Origin of the sequence: Amycolatopsis coloradensis (genome assembly GCF_037997115.1) — a bacterium.
Lineage (GTDB): Bacteria > Actinomycetota > Actinomycetes > Mycobacteriales > Pseudonocardiaceae > Amycolatopsis > Amycolatopsis coloradensis_A.
On record NZ_CP150484.1, the window covers coordinates 5,198,562 to 5,214,555 of the forward strand.

Consider the following 15,994-nt stretch of genomic DNA (forward strand, 5'->3'; position numbering starts at 1 on the left):
CGAAGAGGACTCGTGTCACGGGTTGATGGCCAGCACCAGGAACGCGGCCAGCAGGACCAGGTGCACCCCGCCCTGCAGCCGCGTCGCGCGACCGGGGACGACGGTGAGCACGCTGACCGCGATCGTCAGCGCCAGCAGCACGATGTGCGTGGCGCCGAGGCCCAGCAGCAACGGCCCGTCCAGCCAGATCGACGCCAGTGCGATGGTCGGGATGGTGAGCCCGATGCTCGCGATCGCCGAACCGTAGGCGAGGTTCAGGCTGGTCTGCATCCGGTCGCGCCGCGCGGCCCGGGTCGCGGCCAGGGTCTCCGGCAGCAGCACCAGCATGGCGATCACGACGCCGACGAACGACTGCGGGAACCCCGCGGCGCGGACTCCCGCTTCGATCGCGGGCGATTCGACCTTCGCCAGGCCGACGACGGCGACCAGCGCGACCAGCAGCAGCCCCAGACTGGTCAGGGCGGCCTTGTTGGTCGGCGGTTCGGCGTGTTCCTCCTCCTTGACCGAGCCCTCACTGTCGACCGGCAGGAAGAAGTCGCGGTGGCGCACGGTCTGCGTGAGCACGAAAAGTCCGTAGAGCAGCAGCGAGGCGACGGCGGCGAAGGTGAGCTGTGTGCCGTTGAAGGCCGGGCCGGGGGTGCTCGTGGTGAACGTCGGCAGCACGAGGCTGACCGAAGCGAGTGTCGCCACGGTGGCGAGCGCGCCGCCGCTGCCTTCGGGGTTGAAGTGCGTCTCGCCGTAGCGGCGGGCGCCGACCATGAGCGAGATACCCGCGATGCCGTTCATCGTGATCATCACCGCGGCGAACACGGTGTCGCGGGCCAGTGTCCCGGCCTCGGGGCCGCCGGAGGACATCATCGTCACGATCAGCGCGACCTCGATGACCGTGACCGCGATCGCCAGCACCAGCGAGCCGAAGGGTTCCCCGACGCGATGCGCGACCACCTCGGCGTGGTGCACCGCGGCCAGCACGGTTCCGCCGAGCGCGAGCGCGACGATGGCCACGGGCACCGGGCCCAGGTCGCGGCCCCAGCTCAGCGCCAGCACGACGACGGCGAGGACCGGCATGACGGTGGTCCAGGACACGGGGAATCGTCTGCGCGAAGCGGCCATGCCGTCACCTTCGCACACTCTGCGTGACGTCGCCCCTCCATGGAGGTCGCGGGGTGAATGCCAGGCGAGTGTGGCGTGGGCTTACTTCCCTGGCCGCAACTGCCTCTCGAAGGGCAAGACCGTCACGAAGGGCGACCGTCGGGAATCGTGACCGTGATCCGCTCGTCCGCGGCGACGATCCGCTGAAGGCGGAACCGGCAGAGGGCGTAGAACATCTCGCCCAGCTCTTCAGGATCGATGCGGCCTTCGAGGTCGCGCTTGCTCGCGTTGAGCACCCGGCTGATCACGGCCGCGGGTACGCGGCCACCGAACTCGCCCATCAGCCAGACACCGATTTCGCCGATCTCTTCCGTGATCGTGCGCTGCGCGGTCATCAGCCGTACCTCTCTGCGTCGGAGTGTCACGACACTCCGACGGGTGACGGAAACACCCATGACGGGATACCCGCGAGATTGCTCTGCTCGGCCTAACCGCCCGGCGTCGGTTGCACCGAACCGTGCAGCGGGCCGGGCGATCTCCGGGAGAACCCCGATGTGATCGACATCCGGGTGTGCCAGCCTCGTTGATGACCATTGTGGACAGTCAGGGAGGAGGGCACACGCGTAGTGGCCCCAGCAAGTGATGAAGAGACCGCGCGATGGATAGCGGAGTTGACGGACCTCTGTGAGCTTTACCGGTCCGCGGAGATCGCGGGATCGACGGAGGCGGTGTCACACGCGGGGTGGCACACCGGGGCCCGGATCGGGACGAGCACCGCGGACGGGCGGATGCTGGCCTACCACGATTCGGGTGTCGAGGCGGAGTGCGTCTTCCGGGAGGGAGAGCGCACGCTGTTCAACATCATGAGCACCGGATACGGGCGCGACACCGGCGAGCGCGGGTTCGCGGTGTGGAGCAGGCGACCGGGCGTGCTCGGCGCGATCGACACCGGGGTGACCCGGCTGGAGGTGGCCGACGCGGACGGCGACATCGTCCAGGCGGCGATCGTGGGGCACACCTTCGCCGTGGACGTGGACCTGGGTCCGGTGCCCCGGACGATCGACGAAGTGTTCGCCCCATGGGAGCCGCCGGAGCTGACGGTCCGGGTGTACGGCGAGGGTGACGCACTGAGGTACGAAGGTCCTCTGCTGACCACGTGAAAGTCGGTGAAGGCCCCCTTCACGCGATGAAGGGGGCCTTCACGTACTTGTGAGGTCAGCCGTTCGGAGTCGTGATCACCGCGAACGTGGATCCCTGACTGGCGATCCGCTCGCTGAGATCGGTGGTGATCGTCTCGATCGGCGCGTAGTTGTTCAGCTCACCGGCCTGGCAGGGGCCCGACCTGGACTGCTGGTTGCCGACCAGGATGCCGAGTGCCGCGTGGTCGGCCTGGCTGAACAGCGGTCCGCCGCTGTCGCCCGGACGCGCGCAGAGGTCGGTGTTGATGCCGACGTCCGTGGAGAGGACGCGACCGCAGCGGGTCCCGACGAGGTAGCCGGCGCCCGCGCCGCTGTCGACGGAATCGGGGTAGTTCACCGCGCTCGACGCCGTTCCGGAGGCGCAGACGACGTACCCGGCCTTGATGTCGGCGAGCTTGCGGGCACTGGTGATGTACTCGTCGACCGAGGTGGCCTGCGCGCCGCACGGGGTGTCACCGTTGCTGTCCATACCGCCGTTGCGGCAATACTTCAGTACGCGGTTGCGGCCGGTCTGGCCTTCGAGCCACTGCGTCGACGCCGCGTCGTTGACGTACGGCAGGGCCGCGTAATCGTACGGGTACGAGCTTTTTTCGATGCCGTGCTGCTGCAGCACGTCGTTGCCGTTGTGCTGCGTCGGCGTGTTGTTGGTCTTGGTCCGCATGCAGTGGCCCGCGGTGAGCACCCAGCCCTTGCCGGGGAACCCGCCACCGGTGGACCGCAGGTTGAAGCCGCTGGTGCAACCGCCCCAGGTACCGTTGTCCCGCTTCATGTCCAGCCGGAGGCCGCCGCGCATCGGGCCGTAGTTCGTGCAGTAGAGCGGGTGACAGAAACCCAGATCCACGTTCGCCGTGGACAGCGCGTTCGGGTTCTTCAGCACGCGGGAGACGACCATGCCGGATTCCGCCGCCGCGGCCTGGTGCGCGGCGTTCGTCTCGGCGGCCGCGGCGCGCACGGCCGCCTTCTCCTGCGCCACCCAACCGCGTTCCCAAAGCACGACACGGTTTTCGGACTCGCTCACCGAAGGCAGGTAGACCGCTTCAGGACCAGCGCCGACCTTGGCAGCGACGCGATCCTTCGCCGCCGTGAGCTGCTGCAACGAGTGCTGGACCTGTTGCGTGCGAACAGCGGACCGGGCGGGCATCGCCTTCAGATACGGCTCGGCCGCCGAGGGCTTGGTCATCGCCACGACCAGCTGCCCCTTGTCCTGGTCGAGCCACATGCCGCCGTACTCGGCGCCGCGGTCGCGGCGCAGCAGTTCGTCCAGTTTGCGGCTGTCGGTCTGCAGTTCCAGACGCCGCAACGCCTCCTGCTCGCTCACTCCGTAGTTCTCGACCAGATAGCGCATCGACTCCCGCACCGAAGCGGGGTCGAGCGAGGTATGGAACGACTGCACGGTGTCGGCCGACGCCGGGCTGCCCAGTGCCGTGGCCGCCGCCAGCACCGAAACGGCCAGGGCCCCCAGTCTTCTAGCTCTCCGCACGAGATCTCCTCACATGTCGGGACTTCGCGATCATTCAACCGGAAGTCGCCGCACAGGCGGGGAGATTTTCCGACATTGCCGGGCGCCCCGTGCCCGCGAGGTGACGGGCACGGGGCGCGATGCGGTTACAGACTCGGCTCTCGCCGCTGTTTTCCTTGGCGGGACTTGTCGATCCATACGCAGAAGAGGGTCAGGAGACCGACAGTGGTCCCTGCCGAAAGCCCGATTTGCGGAGTGCTGATCCTGACGACGCCGACGACGATTCCGCCGCCGATCGTCAGCAGGAGGCACATCCGCAGCGTCGGGGCCCAGCCGGCGAGGACCGCCATCGCCAGGCAGAGCCAGCTGTCGCGCGTCTGCTCTTTGCGGTGGCGTCCCGGTGTCCTCAGGAGCGGCCGCGCCGTGCGGATCATCTCCGCGGACGTCGCGACACGCCGAGCCGGCTTTTCGGCGTTGTCGATGACGACTTTGACCCGTTGAGGCGGCTCGTTGTCTGGTGTCTTCGTGTTGTCAGGCTGTAAGGTCACGATCGTCCTGTCCTTGTTCTAGCGAGCGGGCGAATGGACATCCGCGTGGCCTCCTGTGACAGCAGGGGGCCACGCGTGCGTTACCGGTTCTTGACCGGTGCGGCTGAAGACATCTTGGCGAAAGCAGACTGTGACCGTTCAGTAGTACAGCGTGTGTCGCGCTGAACGGTATGCACGCGTCGCTCAACGGTCTGGGTGACTTCGAAAACTACTAAAAGTAGTGGGTGGCGACGAATGGGCCAGTGCCGCCGAGAGATCTCCGTAGCCCGGCAACCTGTCTTTCCAGTGTCGAGTCAGGTCATCGCCAGATGTGCCGTGGCAGCGAAGTTCCCAGGTGAAGCCCGATGTTGGCGCTGTCGTGCACGCTGTTTTCGCATTGTGCGAAATGCTGATCGCAACTGCCGAGTAAAGTCGAACTTCGCCCAGGTTCGACGAGGTCCGAGCAGCGTGCTCACGGTGTGTTCACTCGATCAGGTGGGTGTCCACCACGTAGTCGCCTCGCTCGGCTTACCAACAGCGAGTGACTGCTCTGAACGGGTGGTCGCACTCCGAACAATCTCGCCGGTTGCCGGCTCAGCCGAGCAGGAGGAGCGCGTAGTAGGCAAGGAAGTGTTCGACCATGTAAGCACCGCCCGTGGTTTGTGCGAGTGAAGCGTGGGTATGGGCGTGCGTGGCTTCGAGGATGGCGGGGATCCGGTCGTCATTGCCGGGGAGGGCGTCCGCGATGCGGTGCCAGCACCACGCCCGATGCAGGTTGAGACCGTGGAGATGGGCGAGTTGTCCGTCGGAGGTGTCCGTGACGGTCACCGGGGTGAACAGTGTCGCGGGTCTACGCCCCGCGATGCCAGGAAGGAAGCGTCCCAGCCAATCGGTGAATTCGGCCGCGGGCATCAGGCGGGACATGAGCTCGGCTTCGGCGAGCGCGGGGGACAGGAAATCGGCCCCGGACGGCTCCCAGGAGCCAGGGTAATCGCGGTCGGATCCGAACCAGCGCCATGCGGTCTCGGTGATGAGGCCGCGCAACCGCGGGTCGCCGTGGTCGGCGAGGTATCCCGCGTACGGCAGGGCGCGGGACAATCCGAACGCGCCGTTGTCATGCACCCCGTACCGGATCGGGTACGTGGCCTGGGGAAGCCAGTCGAGGTAGCGGTTCACGAAGACCGCGCTCAACTCATGCAGCCCCGCTGACCAGCACGCGGCGTCCGGGTCATCCCAGGTGGCGGTTTCGAAGGTGAGTTCCAGCAGCGCCGACCAGCCGTACGGGCGTTGGGTGTTGCGCTGTGCCTCAGGGGCGAAGAAAGCGACCTCGCCCGCGAGCGCCTCGACGGTCAGGTGCTCGCCGAGAAGGCCGCGGATCTCCTCGGCGGGCACGAGTTCGGCGTGACGGCGCAGCAAACGCACGAGCACCCAGAACATCTCCACGCAGGAATGCCAATCGAAACTGCCGTAGAAGCACGGGTGCGAGAGCCGAGGGGAGAGGATGGGCACACCTTCGACGTGCCAGTGACTCTCGTGGTGCGGATACTCGCGCAAGACGTTCGTCAGCGCCGTCCTGGCCAGCGCGCCGGCATTCGACTTCAGCAGCCGGTCGCGTTCGAAATCCCATTCGGTCATCGCACCGCCCTCCATCAGGCACGAGGTTACGATGCCGGAGTGGACGAACGACCGATCACCACGGCGCAGCGCAACTTCCGGCGGGTCGCCGAAGAGCTGGAAAGCATGGGAACCCAGGATCGTTTCACCTACATCTTCCGTTCCCGGTTGTGGAGTTCCTCCTCGGTCTCCGGGCCTGGTTCGGAGTCGGTCCAGACGCGGGAATTGAGCGACCGGTTGCCCGCTCTTCTCGCTCGTTTCGGGGTACGCACCCTGCTTGACCTGCCGTGCGGCGACTACGGCTGGCTCAGTGCGGTGGGCCTTGATCTCGACAGGTACATCGGTGCCGACATCGTTCCCGATCTGATCGAGATGAACGCCGAACGGTTCCGGGGCGACCCGGTCCACGAGTTCCGGGTGCTCGATCTGACCGGCGATCCGCTGCCGTCGGCCGATCTCGTGCTGTGCCGGGATTGCTTGGTCCATCTGAGTTTCGCCGATATCTGGCGGGCCTTGCGCAACCTGCGGCGGAGCGGTTCCCGGTACCTGCTGACCACGACGTTCACCGAACTGCGGATCAACACCGACATCGTGACCGGCGACTGGCGGCCGCTGAACCTGTGCCGGGAGCCGTTCGGGTTCCCGGAGCCGCTGGCCGTGCTGGTCGAGGGGTGCACCGAGGAGAACGGCGCCTACGCCGATAAGTCCTTGGGCCTGTGGGAGATCCCCGCGATCGTGGACTGATCGCGACGGCTTCACCGAAGCGGAGAGTCTGCGCCGTGTTCCTCCTTCGGGCGTGGGCCGTGGATACGCCGCTCGGTTTCGGAGATGGCGACGTCGTTGATGCTCGCCTCGCGACGGCTCATGAGACCGTGCTCGTCGAACTCCCACAGTTCGTTGCCGTAGCTGCGCCACCATCGACCGGCCCGGTCGCGCCATTCGTACTGGAACCGGACGGCGATCCGATTCCCGGTGAACGCCCAGAGGTTCTTGCGTAGCGCGTAGTCGAGCTCCCGCTCCCACTTCCCGGTCAGGAACGCGACGATCTCCTCGCGGCCGCGGACGAAGGTCTCCCGGTTCCGCCACACCGAGTCCGGCGTGTACGCCGACGCCACCTTGCGTGGATCCCGGGTGTTCCAGGCGTCCTCTGCCGCTTGGACTTTCCGCAGTGCCGTCTCGCGGGTGAACGGCGGGTAGGGCGGGCGATCTTCGGTCATGTCGAGCCTCCTAGGTTGAGAACGTGCGTTCTCCACGTCTGGCGCCTACGATAGGGAACGCACGTTCTCAACGTCAAGGGAGACCCGATGCCGGCCGCCGTCACCGATGAGCAGAACCGCGTCGATCGCGAAGCCCTGCTCGATGCCGCTGAGAAACTCTTCTACGAAAACGGCATCCAGGCGGTCGGCATGGACCAGGTGCGTGCGGCGTCCGGTCTCTCGCTCAAGCGGATCTACCGGTTCTTCGAAGCCAAGGAAGACCTCGTGGTGGCGATGCTCAAACGCCGTGATCAGCGCTGGCGTGGCAGCCTGGCCGCCCATGTGGACCGGGTCGAGGATCCCCGCGAGCGGGTGCTCTCGATCTTCGACTGGCTCGCGGCGTGGTTCGCCGAACCGGGTTTCCGCGGCTGTGCCTGGATCAACGCGCACGGCGAACTAGGTGCGTCGTCCGAGGCGGTACTGGCCGAGGTGCGGGCGCACAAACAGGCGTTCCGCGAACAGATCGACACCTGGGTGCGGGCAACGGGTCTGCCGGTGACCGAACCGGTCTACCTGCTCGCCGAAGGAGCCATCGTGACGGCGGGAATCAGCGGGGACCCGGCGCCCGCCCGTCAGGCGCGCGAGGCGGTCGCGGCGTTGCTCGGGAGTCAGACCGCGCGGGCGATCGAGCCGTCCAGCCGTGCCCCGGCTTCGTAGAACATGTACTCCTTGCCGTTCATGGTCCCGAACGACGGAGCCGCGCAACGCCCCGCTGTCCGGCGCGCCCGACAGCGGGGCGTGGAAAACGCCGAGGTGCTTGCGCTTGCCGAAGTCGCGGTTCGAGCTGGGCGCGGCGCTGTTCGAGGAATTCGCTCAACTCGACCCGCGGGTCGCCTTCCTGGTGTCCAGGCCGCCCGCGCTCGTCGTCCATGGCTCGGGGGACGAGCACGTCTCTCACGACATCGCGCGGGAAACGGCCCTCGCGCGGCTTCGAGGACTCGGCGGAAGAGGCGCTGGAGGTCACCGTGCGGTGGCTTTCGCGGGTCAAGGCCAGGTGAGCGCACCGTCGCTGATGACAGGATGCCGTTCTCCAAGGCCGTGGACGTAGTTGTCGAGTCGCTCGGCGATCTCGCCGAGGATCTCGGTCACGCTCGCCCAGTCGGACCAGTAGATCCCCTCGCTGGCGTACCACTCCATGACGCAACCGTGGTGCTCGCCTGGCCGGAGATCGACGCACAGCAGACCTCCGTCGATGGCCCGGCCGATGGGGAGGATCGCGGTGCAGAACGGGAAGCCGGCCTGGCCCGCCTCCTTGCGGTGGGTGCCTTCCGGAGTGCAGCAGTCTGGGTCGGGATACCGCGACTGCCGGGTGTACTCCTCCTCGGCTCGCGCCACCGACAGAGGCTGGTAGCCCTTCGGGATCAGGTTTCCGGTTCCGCGAACACGTTCGTCGTCGACGCCGTCCATGAGGGCCCACCAGGCGAGCAGTTCGGGCGGGAGTTCGAGGCCGACGCGATTCCGCAGGCGCGCGACGTGCGCGGCCGGTGCCGGAGGCCGGATTTCCCGCGCGGTGGCGGGTGCGTGTTCGGACAACAAGGCCATGATGCGCCGCCACGTCGCTTCCACCGGTGCACCCTAGCGAGAATCGACGGCCTCGGGCGCGCGATCAGGTGACTGAATGCGGGTCGGCAGGCCCCAGGCCTCCGCCACGCGTTCCGGGGTCAGCACTGACGCCGGAACACCTTCGCCGACGAGGCGGCCGTCCTGGAGCAGCAGGCAGTGATCGGCCCGGCCCGCCACCTCGAGGTCGTGGGTGACGCGCAGGACCGTCGTGCCTTCGGCGAGTGTGGCGCGCAGGGCTTCGTCGATCAGGCCGCGGGCGTGCAGGTCGAGCCCGGCCGATGGTTCGTCGAGCAGCAGCAATCCGGCTTGTTGAGCCAACCCTTGCGCCACCAGCGCCCGTTGGCGTTGCCCACCGGAGAGCGTGCCGATCAACCGGTCCGCGATCGACGTGATCTCCAGTAACTCCAGGCATTCCCCGACGATCTTCCGGTCCGTCTTCGACAGCCGCCGCCAGTGTCCGCGGTGCGCCCAGCGTCCCATCGTCACGGTGGCGCGGACGGTGATCGGCAACGACCGCGACACCTCGCTCTGCTGGGTCACGTAGGCGACCCGCCCCGGGTCTCGCCGGGTCACCGTGCCTGTGGTCGGCGGGAGCACGCCCGCGACGAGGTTCAGCAGCGACGACTTCCCCGCGCCGTTCGCGCCGGCGATCGCGGTGAGCCGCGCCGGCGGCACCTGGGCGGTGATCCCGCGCAGCACCTCACGGGAGCCGTAGTGGGCGTGCGCGCCGTCGATCGTGAGTGCCGCTGTGTCCGGGGTCATCACACCTCTTTCAGATAATGACAATCATTACCACTATAGTGTGACGGGTGGAGTGGTTGCTGGTCCCCTTCGAGGTGTCGTTCGTGCAGCGCGCGCTGATGGCGGGAGTGCTCGTTTCGGCGGTGTGCGCCGTCGTGGGCACCTGGGTGGTGTTGCGCGGCATGGCCTTCATCGGCGACGCGATGTCGCACGGCATGTTGCCCGGCGTGGCGATCGCCTCGCTGACCGGCGTGAACCTGCTGATCGGCGCGGCGATCAGCGCCGGGGTGATGGCGCTCGGCGTGACCGCGCTCGGCCGTTCGCGGCGGCTGTCCGAGGACACCACGATCGGGCTGCTCTTCGTCGGCATGCTCGCGAGCGGCGTGATCATCGTGTCCCACTCACGGTCGTTCGCGGTCGATCTCACCGGCTTCCTGTTCGGCGACGTGCTCGCCGTCGGATCGGGCGACCTGGTGGGCCTCGCGATCACCCTTCTCGTCGTGGGGGCGGTGGCACTGGTGGGACATCGTTCGTTCACCGCGCTCACCTTCGACGTGCGCAAGGCGCACACACTGGGGCTTCGTCCACGTTTGGCGAACGCGGTGCTGCTCGGGCTGGTCACGTTGACGATCGTCGCGTCGTTCCGCGTCGTGGGGACGTTGCTGGTGTTCGGCCTGCTCATCGCCCCCGCCGCGGCGGCGCTCTTCTGGTCGCGGCGGATCACCACGATCATGCTCATCGCGGCGTTGCTCGGTATCGCCGCCACGGTCGGCGGCCTGCTCGTGTCCTGGCATTGGGGCACCGCGGCGGGCGCGACCATCGCCGCCGGTGCGGTCCTCCTGTTCTTCCTTTCCGCGTTCCTGTCCTTCGTACGACAGCGATTCCGTTCCCTGACACCGGAGATCGAGAGCTCACGATGAAACTGAAAGCAGCGACGGCGGTCGTCGCGGCGCTGACCCTGGCGGCGTGCGGCTCGGAGCAGCCGAAGGAGGTGACCGCGGAAGTCCCGCACGGCTACGTCGAAGGCGCCGAGGAGGCGGCCGAGGCGCAGTCACGGCTGATCGTCGCCGACACGGACACCGGCGCCGTTCGGGTCGTCGACCTGATCACCGAGGAGGTGCACGAGGTCGGCCGCGTCGACGGAGTGCGAGCCGTGACGGGTGACGGCCGCTTCGGTTACCTGACCGCTCGTGACGGCACGATCCGGGTGATCGACAGCGGCTCGTGGATGGTCGACCACGGTGACCACGTCCACTACTACCGGGCGAAGGTCCGGGATGTCGGCGTGGCGCCCGGCAAACAGCCCTTGGCGGCCTACAGCGATCCCGCCGTCGCCGCACTGTCCTATTCGGACGGTACGACGACGTTGCTGGATCGAGCCGCGCTCGACAAGGGCGCTGTGACCGAACTGGGGAAGATCACGCGCGAGCCGCACGCGGGTGTCGCGATCCCTTACCGCGAGCACATCATCGCCACGGTGGCGGACGCCGGAAAGCCGCTCGCCCGCGGAGTGCGCGTCCACGACCGTCAGGGCAAAGCCGTGGCCGAGATCGACCAGCCGTGCCCCGAGCTGCAGGGCCAGGCCGTGACCAGGCGCGGAGTCGTCTTCGGCTGCGCGGACGGCGCCCTGCTGGTGACCGAAAAGGACGGCGCGTTCGCCGGGGTCAAGATCCCGTACCCGCGCAGCGTAACCGCGCAGGAACGCGCCACCGCCTTCTTCCACCGGCCCGGTGGCTCCACGCTCGCGGCGCGGGCGGGGGAGTCCGCGGTGTGGTCACTGGACGTCGGCCGACGCAGCTGGCAGTACGTCGAGACCGGCCCGGTCGCCGCGGTGAACGCCGTCGGCGAGGGCGGGCCGCTGCTGGTCCTCGCCCGGGACGGAAAGCTGCGCTCCTTCGACGGCTCCGGAAAGGAACAGACGAGCGTCCCGCTCCTGACGCCGGAAGCGACCGCCGCCGAGGTTCCGTCGATCCAGGTCGATTCGACCCGCGCCTACGTCAACGACCCGCTCTCGGCCGAGGTGTACGAAATCGACTACAACGACAACCTCCGACGCGCCAGGACGCTGAAGGTCGGCGGCAAGGCGGGGCACATCGTGGAGACCGGCCGATGAGGCGCCGCGTACTCGCCCTGTTCATGGTGGCGCTGCTGGCGGCGGCAGGCTGCTCCGGGACCGGCGGGGGCGGCAAGTCGGTCGTCGTCACGACGAACATCCTCGGCGACATCACTCGCGCCGTCGTCGGCGATCAGGCCGAGGTGACGGTGCTGATGAAGCCGAACGCCGACCCGCATTCCTTCGGCATCTCCGCACAGCAGGCGGCCCAGGTCGAGCGTGCCGGTCTGATCGTCTACAACGGACTCGGGCTCGAAGAGGGGATCCTGCGCACTGTCCGCACGGCCGAGGAAAGCGGCGTACCGGCGTTGCCCGCCGGGGAGCGGGTGAACCCGATCAGTTACGCCGACAGCAAACCCGATCCCCACTTCTGGACGGATCCGGAACGGGTGCGCGACGCGGTGAAGACGATCGCCGACGAGGTCGTCGCCCATGTCGACGGGGTCGACGAAGCGGTGATCCGCGCCAACGCCGAACGCTATCGCGGGGAGATCGAGGCGCTCGACAAGGCGATGACCGAGAAGTTCGGCGGGATTCCGCCGGAGCGCCGGAAGCTGGTCACGAATCACCATGTGTTCGGCTACCTGGCACAGCGGTTCGGCTTCCAGGTCGTCGGTGCCGTGATCCCCGGCGGTACCACACTCGCTTCACCGAGTTCCTCGGATCTGAAGGCACTCGCCGACACCGTTCGCGCGGCGGGAGTGCCGGTGATCTTCGCCGATTCCTCGCAACCGGACCGGCTCGCGCGGGTCTTGGCCGAGCAGGCAGGGCTGCACGTCCAGGTGGCCCCGTTGTTCTCGGAATCGCTCAGTGAACCAGGCCAGGGCGCGGCCACCTATCTCGAAATGATGCGCGCCAACACCGAATCGATCACCACCGGTTTGACCCGTTCCTGATCGGAACAGACGAAAGGCACAGGAAAATGGCACGGAAAGCCCGATATCTCGCGCTGATGGCGACGACGGCGAGCACCCTCGCGCTCGCCGCCTGCGGGACCGAACAGCCGGCGGCGGAGCCCGCGAAGGACGCGGCTCCGGCACCCGTCGTCGCCGATCCGGTGGCTGTCACCTATGACGGAGGAATCGTTCTGCTCGACGGGAAGACCTTGAAGGAGGCGAAGAACCTCCCGCTGGAAGGCTTCAACCGGCTCAACCCCGCCGGGAACGACCGGCACCTCCTTGTCTCGACCTCCACCGGATTCCGGGTCCTCGACGCCGTCGGTGCCGTGCTCACGGACAACGAGGTCAAGGCGGCGAAACCGGGACACGTCGTCCGGCACGCCGGCAAGACGGTGCTGTTCGCCGACGGGACCGGTGAAGTGACCGTCTTCGACCCGAAGACGATCGGCACCGCGGCGCTCCCCGCGCCGAAGCACAAGACGCCCGAGGCGCATCACGGTGTGGCCGTCGAACTCGCGAACGGCGAACTGCTCACCACGGTCGGCGACAAGGACAAACGGTCCGGGATCGTGGTGCTGGACAAGGACAAGAAGGAGATCGCGCGCAACGAGCAGTGCCCCGGCGTGCACGGTGAAGCCGCCGCGCGCGGCGAGGCGGTGGTGGTCGGCTGCCAAACCGGTGCGTTGATCTACCGCAACGGCGTCATCACCAAGGTGACCAGCCCGGACCCGTACGGGCGCATCGGCAACCAGGCGGGCTCGGACGTCTCCCCGATCACCTTGGGCGACTACAAGGTCGACGAAGCGGCCGAGCTCGAACGCCCGACCCGGATCTCCCTGATCGACACCGAGAAGGCAACGCTCAAGCACGTCGACATCGGGACCAGCTACACCTTCCGGTCGCTGGCTCGCGGACCGCAGGGTGAGGCCCTGGTGCTGGGCACCGACGGTCAGATCCACGTGATCGACCCGGTGAGCGGTGCGGTGACGCGGAAGATCGCCGTCCTCGGTACCTGGCAGGAACCGATCGAGTGGCAGCAGCCGCGCCCGGCGATCTTCGTCCGGGGCGGAACCGCCTACGTCACCGATCCCGGCAAGAAGGAGATCCACTCCGTGGACCTCGCGTCCGGCACGAAGACCGCGACCGGGACGATTCCGGGAACGCCGAACGAGGTCAGCGGCGTCCTGGGTCACTGATCTCCTGGGGCACCTGTCACCAGGCCCCGCTCCCGACGCCGTGAAAGCCACTTTCGCAACGCGCCCATATGAGCAGTTCGGGATGGGGTCGTGAGTGGCAAGGAGCCTTAAGCACCTACTGCTGGTGCGCGGATGCGGTTTCGCGTGACTGGATGGACAACTCGCGGCTGAACCCCGGCCGCGCGTCGTGTCGTCCATCCAGTCACGCGTGTCGTCCGCCGGATCACGCGTGTCGTCCGGTCGGTCACGCGAAATCGCCGGCATCGGTACAGGGTCGTGAGTGGCAAGGGTCGTTAGAGCGGACACCCACTGCTGACCTGCGCGAAGGTGAGCACCAGCCATGATCAACCGAAGGTACGAGGCACTCAAGTCCTGATACCGGTCCCACCAGAACCGCCGCGCAAAGCGCACGAATCGTGCGCCCGCGAAGGGTGTTCCTTGTGGATAAAGATCCCTGCCGTTCAGCGCCGGATCAGCCCGAGGTCGGTCGCGGTGGCGACGGCGGCGGTACGCGAATCGACGCCGAGTTTGGTGTAGCTGCGGGCCAGATGGGATTTCACCGTGCCTTCGGTCAGGTGGAGCCGATCCGCGATGGCCCGGTTGGACAGGCCGTCGGCGACCAGGACCAGGACCTCGATCTCGCGCAGCGTCAGCGCGGTGGCGGGCATCCGCATCCGGTTCATGAGCCGGTCGGCGACGGTCGGGGCGAGCGTGGTGCGTCCGGCGGCGGCGGTGCGCACGGCGGCGGCAAGATCCTCGGGAGGGGCGTCCTTGAGGAGATAGCCGGTGGCGCCGGCTTCGACGGCGGGCAGCGTGTCGGCGTCGGTGTCGTAGGTGGTGACGATGAGGACGCGGGGTGCGTCCGGCCGCGCCGTGATCGCCGCGGTGGCCTCGGCGCCGGTCATCCCGGAGCCGAACCGCAGGTCCATCAGCACGACGTCGATGTCGCCCTCGGCGGCGCGGGACACCGCTTCCTCAGCGGTCGCGGCTTCGGCCGAGACCACGAGACCCGGCTCGGTTTCCAGGACGGCACGCAGTCCCGCCCGGACGATGGGGTGGTCGTCGGCCAGCAGGAGCCGGATCGGCGGTTCGGTCACGGGCATTCCTTGGGCAGTCGCGCGGACACGGTTGTTCCGTGTCCGCGGGAGGACTCGACGGTGAAGATCCCGTCCAGCGCTTCGGTCCGGGTGCGCATAGCGGTGAGCCCGAAGCCGCTGTGTTCCGGGTCGAAACCGACGCCGTCGTCGACGACCTCGAGGGTGACGTACTCGCCGCGGTAGCTCAGCGTGACATCGGCGGTGGACGCGTCGGCGTGCCGGACGGTGTTCGCCAGTGCCGCCTGACCGATGCGCAGCAACGCGACTTCGTGCGCGGTCGGCAGCGGAACGGGGTCGCCGGCGAGGTGGAAGCGCGCGGTGGTCCGGTGCCGGGCGCTGATGGTGGCGCACAGCCGTTCCAGCGCGTCGGCCAGCGTGGTGTCGTCGAGCGCGGGAGGCGACAGGGCGACGACGAACCGGCGGGCTTCGGCGAGGTTGTCCGCGGCGGCTTGACGAGCCTGTTCGACGTAGCGGGCGGCGTTCCCCGCGGTATCGGGCAGTGTCCTTTCCGCCGCGCGCAACAGGAGTTGAATACTCGACAATCCCTGGGCGAGGGTGTCGTGGATCTCGTGGGCCAGCCGCTCCCGCTCGGCGAGTACTCCCGCCGCGTGCTGGGCTTCTGCGAGGTCTGCGCGGGTGGCGGTGAGCTCCTCGATCAGGTTCCGGCGACGTTCGCTTTCGCGGTACAGCGCCTGGTAACCCCAGACGACGGCGACCGCGACGGCGGCACCGAGTGCCGGGCCGATCGCCGCCGCCGGGGCGAAGGAACCCTGATGGACGGCGAACGCGGTGATCGCCGCCAGCGCGGTCACGATCACCGCGACCAGGCCTTGTCGGCGCGGCAGCAGATGCAACTGCAGGAAGTACAGCGGGAAGGCGACCCAGACGCCGTCGGCGGTCAGCACTAGCAGGACCAGCCACACGAGGCCCACCGCGACCAGCCACCACAGGGCGGCCGGCCGGGACGTCCTGACGCGGGGCAGAAGCGGGCCGGCCGCGTACACCACGGCGCACGTCACCGCCACCGCGACGACCGCTCCCGCTTCGGGTGAGCCATCCGCCACCGCCCGCGCGGCCGCCAGCGCGAGCAGGGCGACGAACAGCAGGTGCAGACACCAGGTCAGCACCCGGCTGGTCGGGGTCAAAACGGGCACGGCGGTCACAGTGCGTCCAGATTACGGAGCGGGATCGGCGAGCGCCTCTATCCAAAGGTAGAGGCGGCGTGCCGTCTTCCGGCG

17 protein-coding genes are annotated in these 15,994 nt (G+C 68.1%); 7 read left to right on the top strand and 10 right to left on the bottom strand.

Going from position 1 to position 15,994, the window contains the following annotated elements:
• Positions 1-15 precede the first annotated feature (15 nt).
• Positions 16-1,113, bottom strand: a complete 1,098-nt coding sequence (locus tag LCL61_RS24265) for an ionic transporter y4hA (RefSeq protein ID WP_340681835.1) — start codon at positions 1,111-1,113, stop codon at positions 16-18.
• A gap of 122 nt (positions 1,114-1,235) precedes the next feature.
• Positions 1,236-1,487, bottom strand: a complete 252-nt coding sequence (locus tag LCL61_RS24270) for a hypothetical protein (RefSeq protein WP_340681836.1) — start codon at positions 1,485-1,487, stop codon at positions 1,236-1,238.
• 276 nt (positions 1,488-1,763) lie between these two features.
• On the opposite strand from LCL61_RS24270, the gene LCL61_RS24275 reads away from it, so the two are divergent.
• Positions 1,764-2,252, top strand: a complete 489-nt coding sequence (locus tag LCL61_RS24275) for a hypothetical protein (protein ID WP_340681837.1) — start codon at positions 1,764-1,766, stop codon at positions 2,250-2,252.
• Positions 2,253-2,307: 55 nt separating this feature from the next.
• On the opposite strand, the gene LCL61_RS24280 is transcribed toward LCL61_RS24275, so the two are convergent.
• The 3 genes from LCL61_RS24280 to LCL61_RS24290 form a co-directional block, all read right to left on the bottom strand.
• Positions 2,308-3,771 (bottom strand): trypsin-like serine protease, encoded by a 1,464-nt coding sequence (locus tag LCL61_RS24280; protein ID WP_340681838.1) that lies wholly within the window; start codon positions 3,769-3,771, stop codon positions 2,308-2,310.
• A gap of 125 nt (positions 3,772-3,896) precedes the next feature.
• Positions 3,897-4,298: a hypothetical protein gene (locus LCL61_RS24285; protein ID WP_340681839.1), complete on the bottom strand. Its 402-nt coding sequence runs from the start codon at positions 4,296-4,298 to the stop codon at positions 3,897-3,899.
• 573 nt (positions 4,299-4,871) lie between these two features.
• A complete protein-coding gene (locus LCL61_RS24290) occupies positions 4,872-5,912 on the bottom strand; it encodes a DUF2891 domain-containing protein (protein ID WP_340681840.1) in 1,041 nt (346 codons plus the stop codon).
• 39 nt (positions 5,913-5,951) lie between these two features.
• Between LCL61_RS24290 and LCL61_RS24295 the strand changes: the two genes are divergently transcribed.
• Positions 5,952-6,635 carry a class I SAM-dependent methyltransferase gene (locus LCL61_RS24295; RefSeq protein ID WP_340681841.1) on the top strand — a complete coding sequence of 228 codons (684 nt, stop codon included), beginning with the start codon at positions 5,952-5,954 and terminating at the stop codon, positions 6,633-6,635.
• An 11-nt stretch (positions 6,636-6,646) separates the two neighbouring features.
• On the opposite strand, the gene LCL61_RS24300 is transcribed toward LCL61_RS24295, so the two are convergent.
• Positions 6,647-7,108 (bottom strand): nuclear transport factor 2 family protein, encoded by a 462-nt coding sequence (locus tag LCL61_RS24300; protein WP_340681842.1) that lies wholly within the window; start codon positions 7,106-7,108, stop codon positions 6,647-6,649.
• Positions 7,109-7,195: 87 nt separating this feature from the next.
• Between LCL61_RS24300 and LCL61_RS24305 the strand changes: the two genes are divergently transcribed.
• Positions 7,196-7,804, top strand: coding sequence for a TetR/AcrR family transcriptional regulator (locus tag LCL61_RS24305; protein WP_340681843.1), 609 nt, complete (start codon positions 7,196-7,198; stop codon positions 7,802-7,804).
• Between the two features lie 327 nt (positions 7,805-8,131).
• Here LCL61_RS24305 and LCL61_RS24310 read toward each other — a convergent pair whose 3' ends face one another.
• Both LCL61_RS24310 and aztA read right to left on the bottom strand, forming a co-directional pair.
• Positions 8,132-8,713: an SMI1/KNR4 family protein gene (locus LCL61_RS24310; protein WP_340681844.1), complete on the bottom strand. Its 582-nt coding sequence runs from the start codon at positions 8,711-8,713 to the stop codon at positions 8,132-8,134.
• 9 nt (positions 8,714-8,722) lie between these two features.
• A complete protein-coding gene (gene aztA / locus LCL61_RS24315; protein WP_340681845.1) occupies positions 8,723-9,472 on the bottom strand; it encodes a zinc ABC transporter ATP-binding protein AztA in 750 nt (249 codons plus the stop codon).
• Between the two features lie 47 nt (positions 9,473-9,519).
• Here aztA and aztB point away from each other — a divergent pair, with 47 nt between their 5' ends.
• From aztB to aztD, 4 genes are read left to right on the top strand one after another with little or no spacing between them, the layout of a single operon-like run.
• Positions 9,520-10,371, top strand: a complete 852-nt coding sequence (gene aztB / locus LCL61_RS24320) for a zinc ABC transporter permease AztB (protein WP_340681846.1) — start codon at positions 9,520-9,522, stop codon at positions 10,369-10,371.
• A complete protein-coding gene (locus tag LCL61_RS24325; protein ID WP_340681847.1) occupies positions 10,368-11,564 on the top strand; it encodes a hypothetical protein in 1,197 nt (398 codons plus the stop codon). The genes aztB and LCL61_RS24325 overlap by 4 nt, the downstream gene beginning before the upstream one ends.
• On the top strand, positions 11,561-12,460 hold the full coding sequence (aztC, locus tag LCL61_RS24330) for a zinc ABC transporter substrate-binding protein AztC (protein WP_340681848.1): 900 nt from the start codon (positions 11,561-11,563) through the stop codon (positions 12,458-12,460). The genes LCL61_RS24325 and aztC overlap by 4 nt, the downstream gene beginning before the upstream one ends.
• Positions 12,461-12,486: 26 nt before the next feature.
• A complete protein-coding gene (gene aztD / locus LCL61_RS24335; RefSeq protein ID WP_340681849.1) occupies positions 12,487-13,659 on the top strand; it encodes a zinc metallochaperone AztD in 1,173 nt (390 codons plus the stop codon).
• 461 nt (positions 13,660-14,120) lie between these two features.
• Here aztD and LCL61_RS24340 read toward each other — a convergent pair whose 3' ends face one another.
• The gene (locus LCL61_RS24340) at positions 14,121-14,756 is read right to left on the bottom strand and encodes a response regulator transcription factor (protein WP_340681850.1); all 636 of its coding nucleotides are present in this window, start codon (positions 14,754-14,756) and stop codon (positions 14,121-14,123) included.
• Positions 14,753-15,919: a sensor histidine kinase gene (locus tag LCL61_RS24345; RefSeq protein ID WP_340681851.1), complete on the bottom strand. Its 1,167-nt coding sequence runs from the start codon at positions 15,917-15,919 to the stop codon at positions 14,753-14,755. Before LCL61_RS24345 ends, LCL61_RS24340 begins: the two co-directional genes overlap by 4 nt.
• Positions 15,920-15,994 lie beyond the last annotated feature (75 nt).

Bases quoted from the DNA above. Each gene is read 5' to 3' on its own strand.
- LCL61_RS24265 (WP_340681835.1), bottom strand. From the start codon at position 1,113: ATGGCCGCTTCGCGCAGACGATTCCCCGTGTCCTGGACCACCGTCATG.
- LCL61_RS24270 (WP_340681836.1), bottom strand. From the start codon at position 1,487: ATGACCGCGCAGCGCACGATCACGGAAGAGATCGGCGAAATCGGTGTC.
- LCL61_RS24290 (WP_340681840.1), bottom strand. From the start codon at position 5,912: ATGACCGAATGGGATTTCGAACGCGACCGGCTGCTGAAGTCGAATGCC.
- LCL61_RS24300 (WP_340681842.1), bottom strand. From the start codon at position 7,108: ATGACCGAAGATCGCCCGCCCTACCCGCCGTTCACCCGCGAGACGGCA.
- LCL61_RS24305 (WP_340681843.1), top strand. From the start codon at position 7,196: ATGCCGGCCGCCGTCACCGATGAGCAGAACCGCGTCGATCGCGAAGCC.
- aztA (WP_340681845.1), bottom strand. From the start codon at position 9,472: ATGACCCCGGACACAGCGGCACTCACGATCGACGGCGCGCACGCCCAC.
- LCL61_RS24325 (WP_340681847.1), top strand. From the start codon at position 10,368: ATGAAACTGAAAGCAGCGACGGCGGTCGTCGCGGCGCTGACCCTGGCG.
- aztC (WP_340681848.1), top strand. From the start codon at position 11,561: ATGAGGCGCCGCGTACTCGCCCTGTTCATGGTGGCGCTGCTGGCGGCG.
- aztD (WP_340681849.1), top strand. From the start codon at position 12,487: ATGGCACGGAAAGCCCGATATCTCGCGCTGATGGCGACGACGGCGAGC.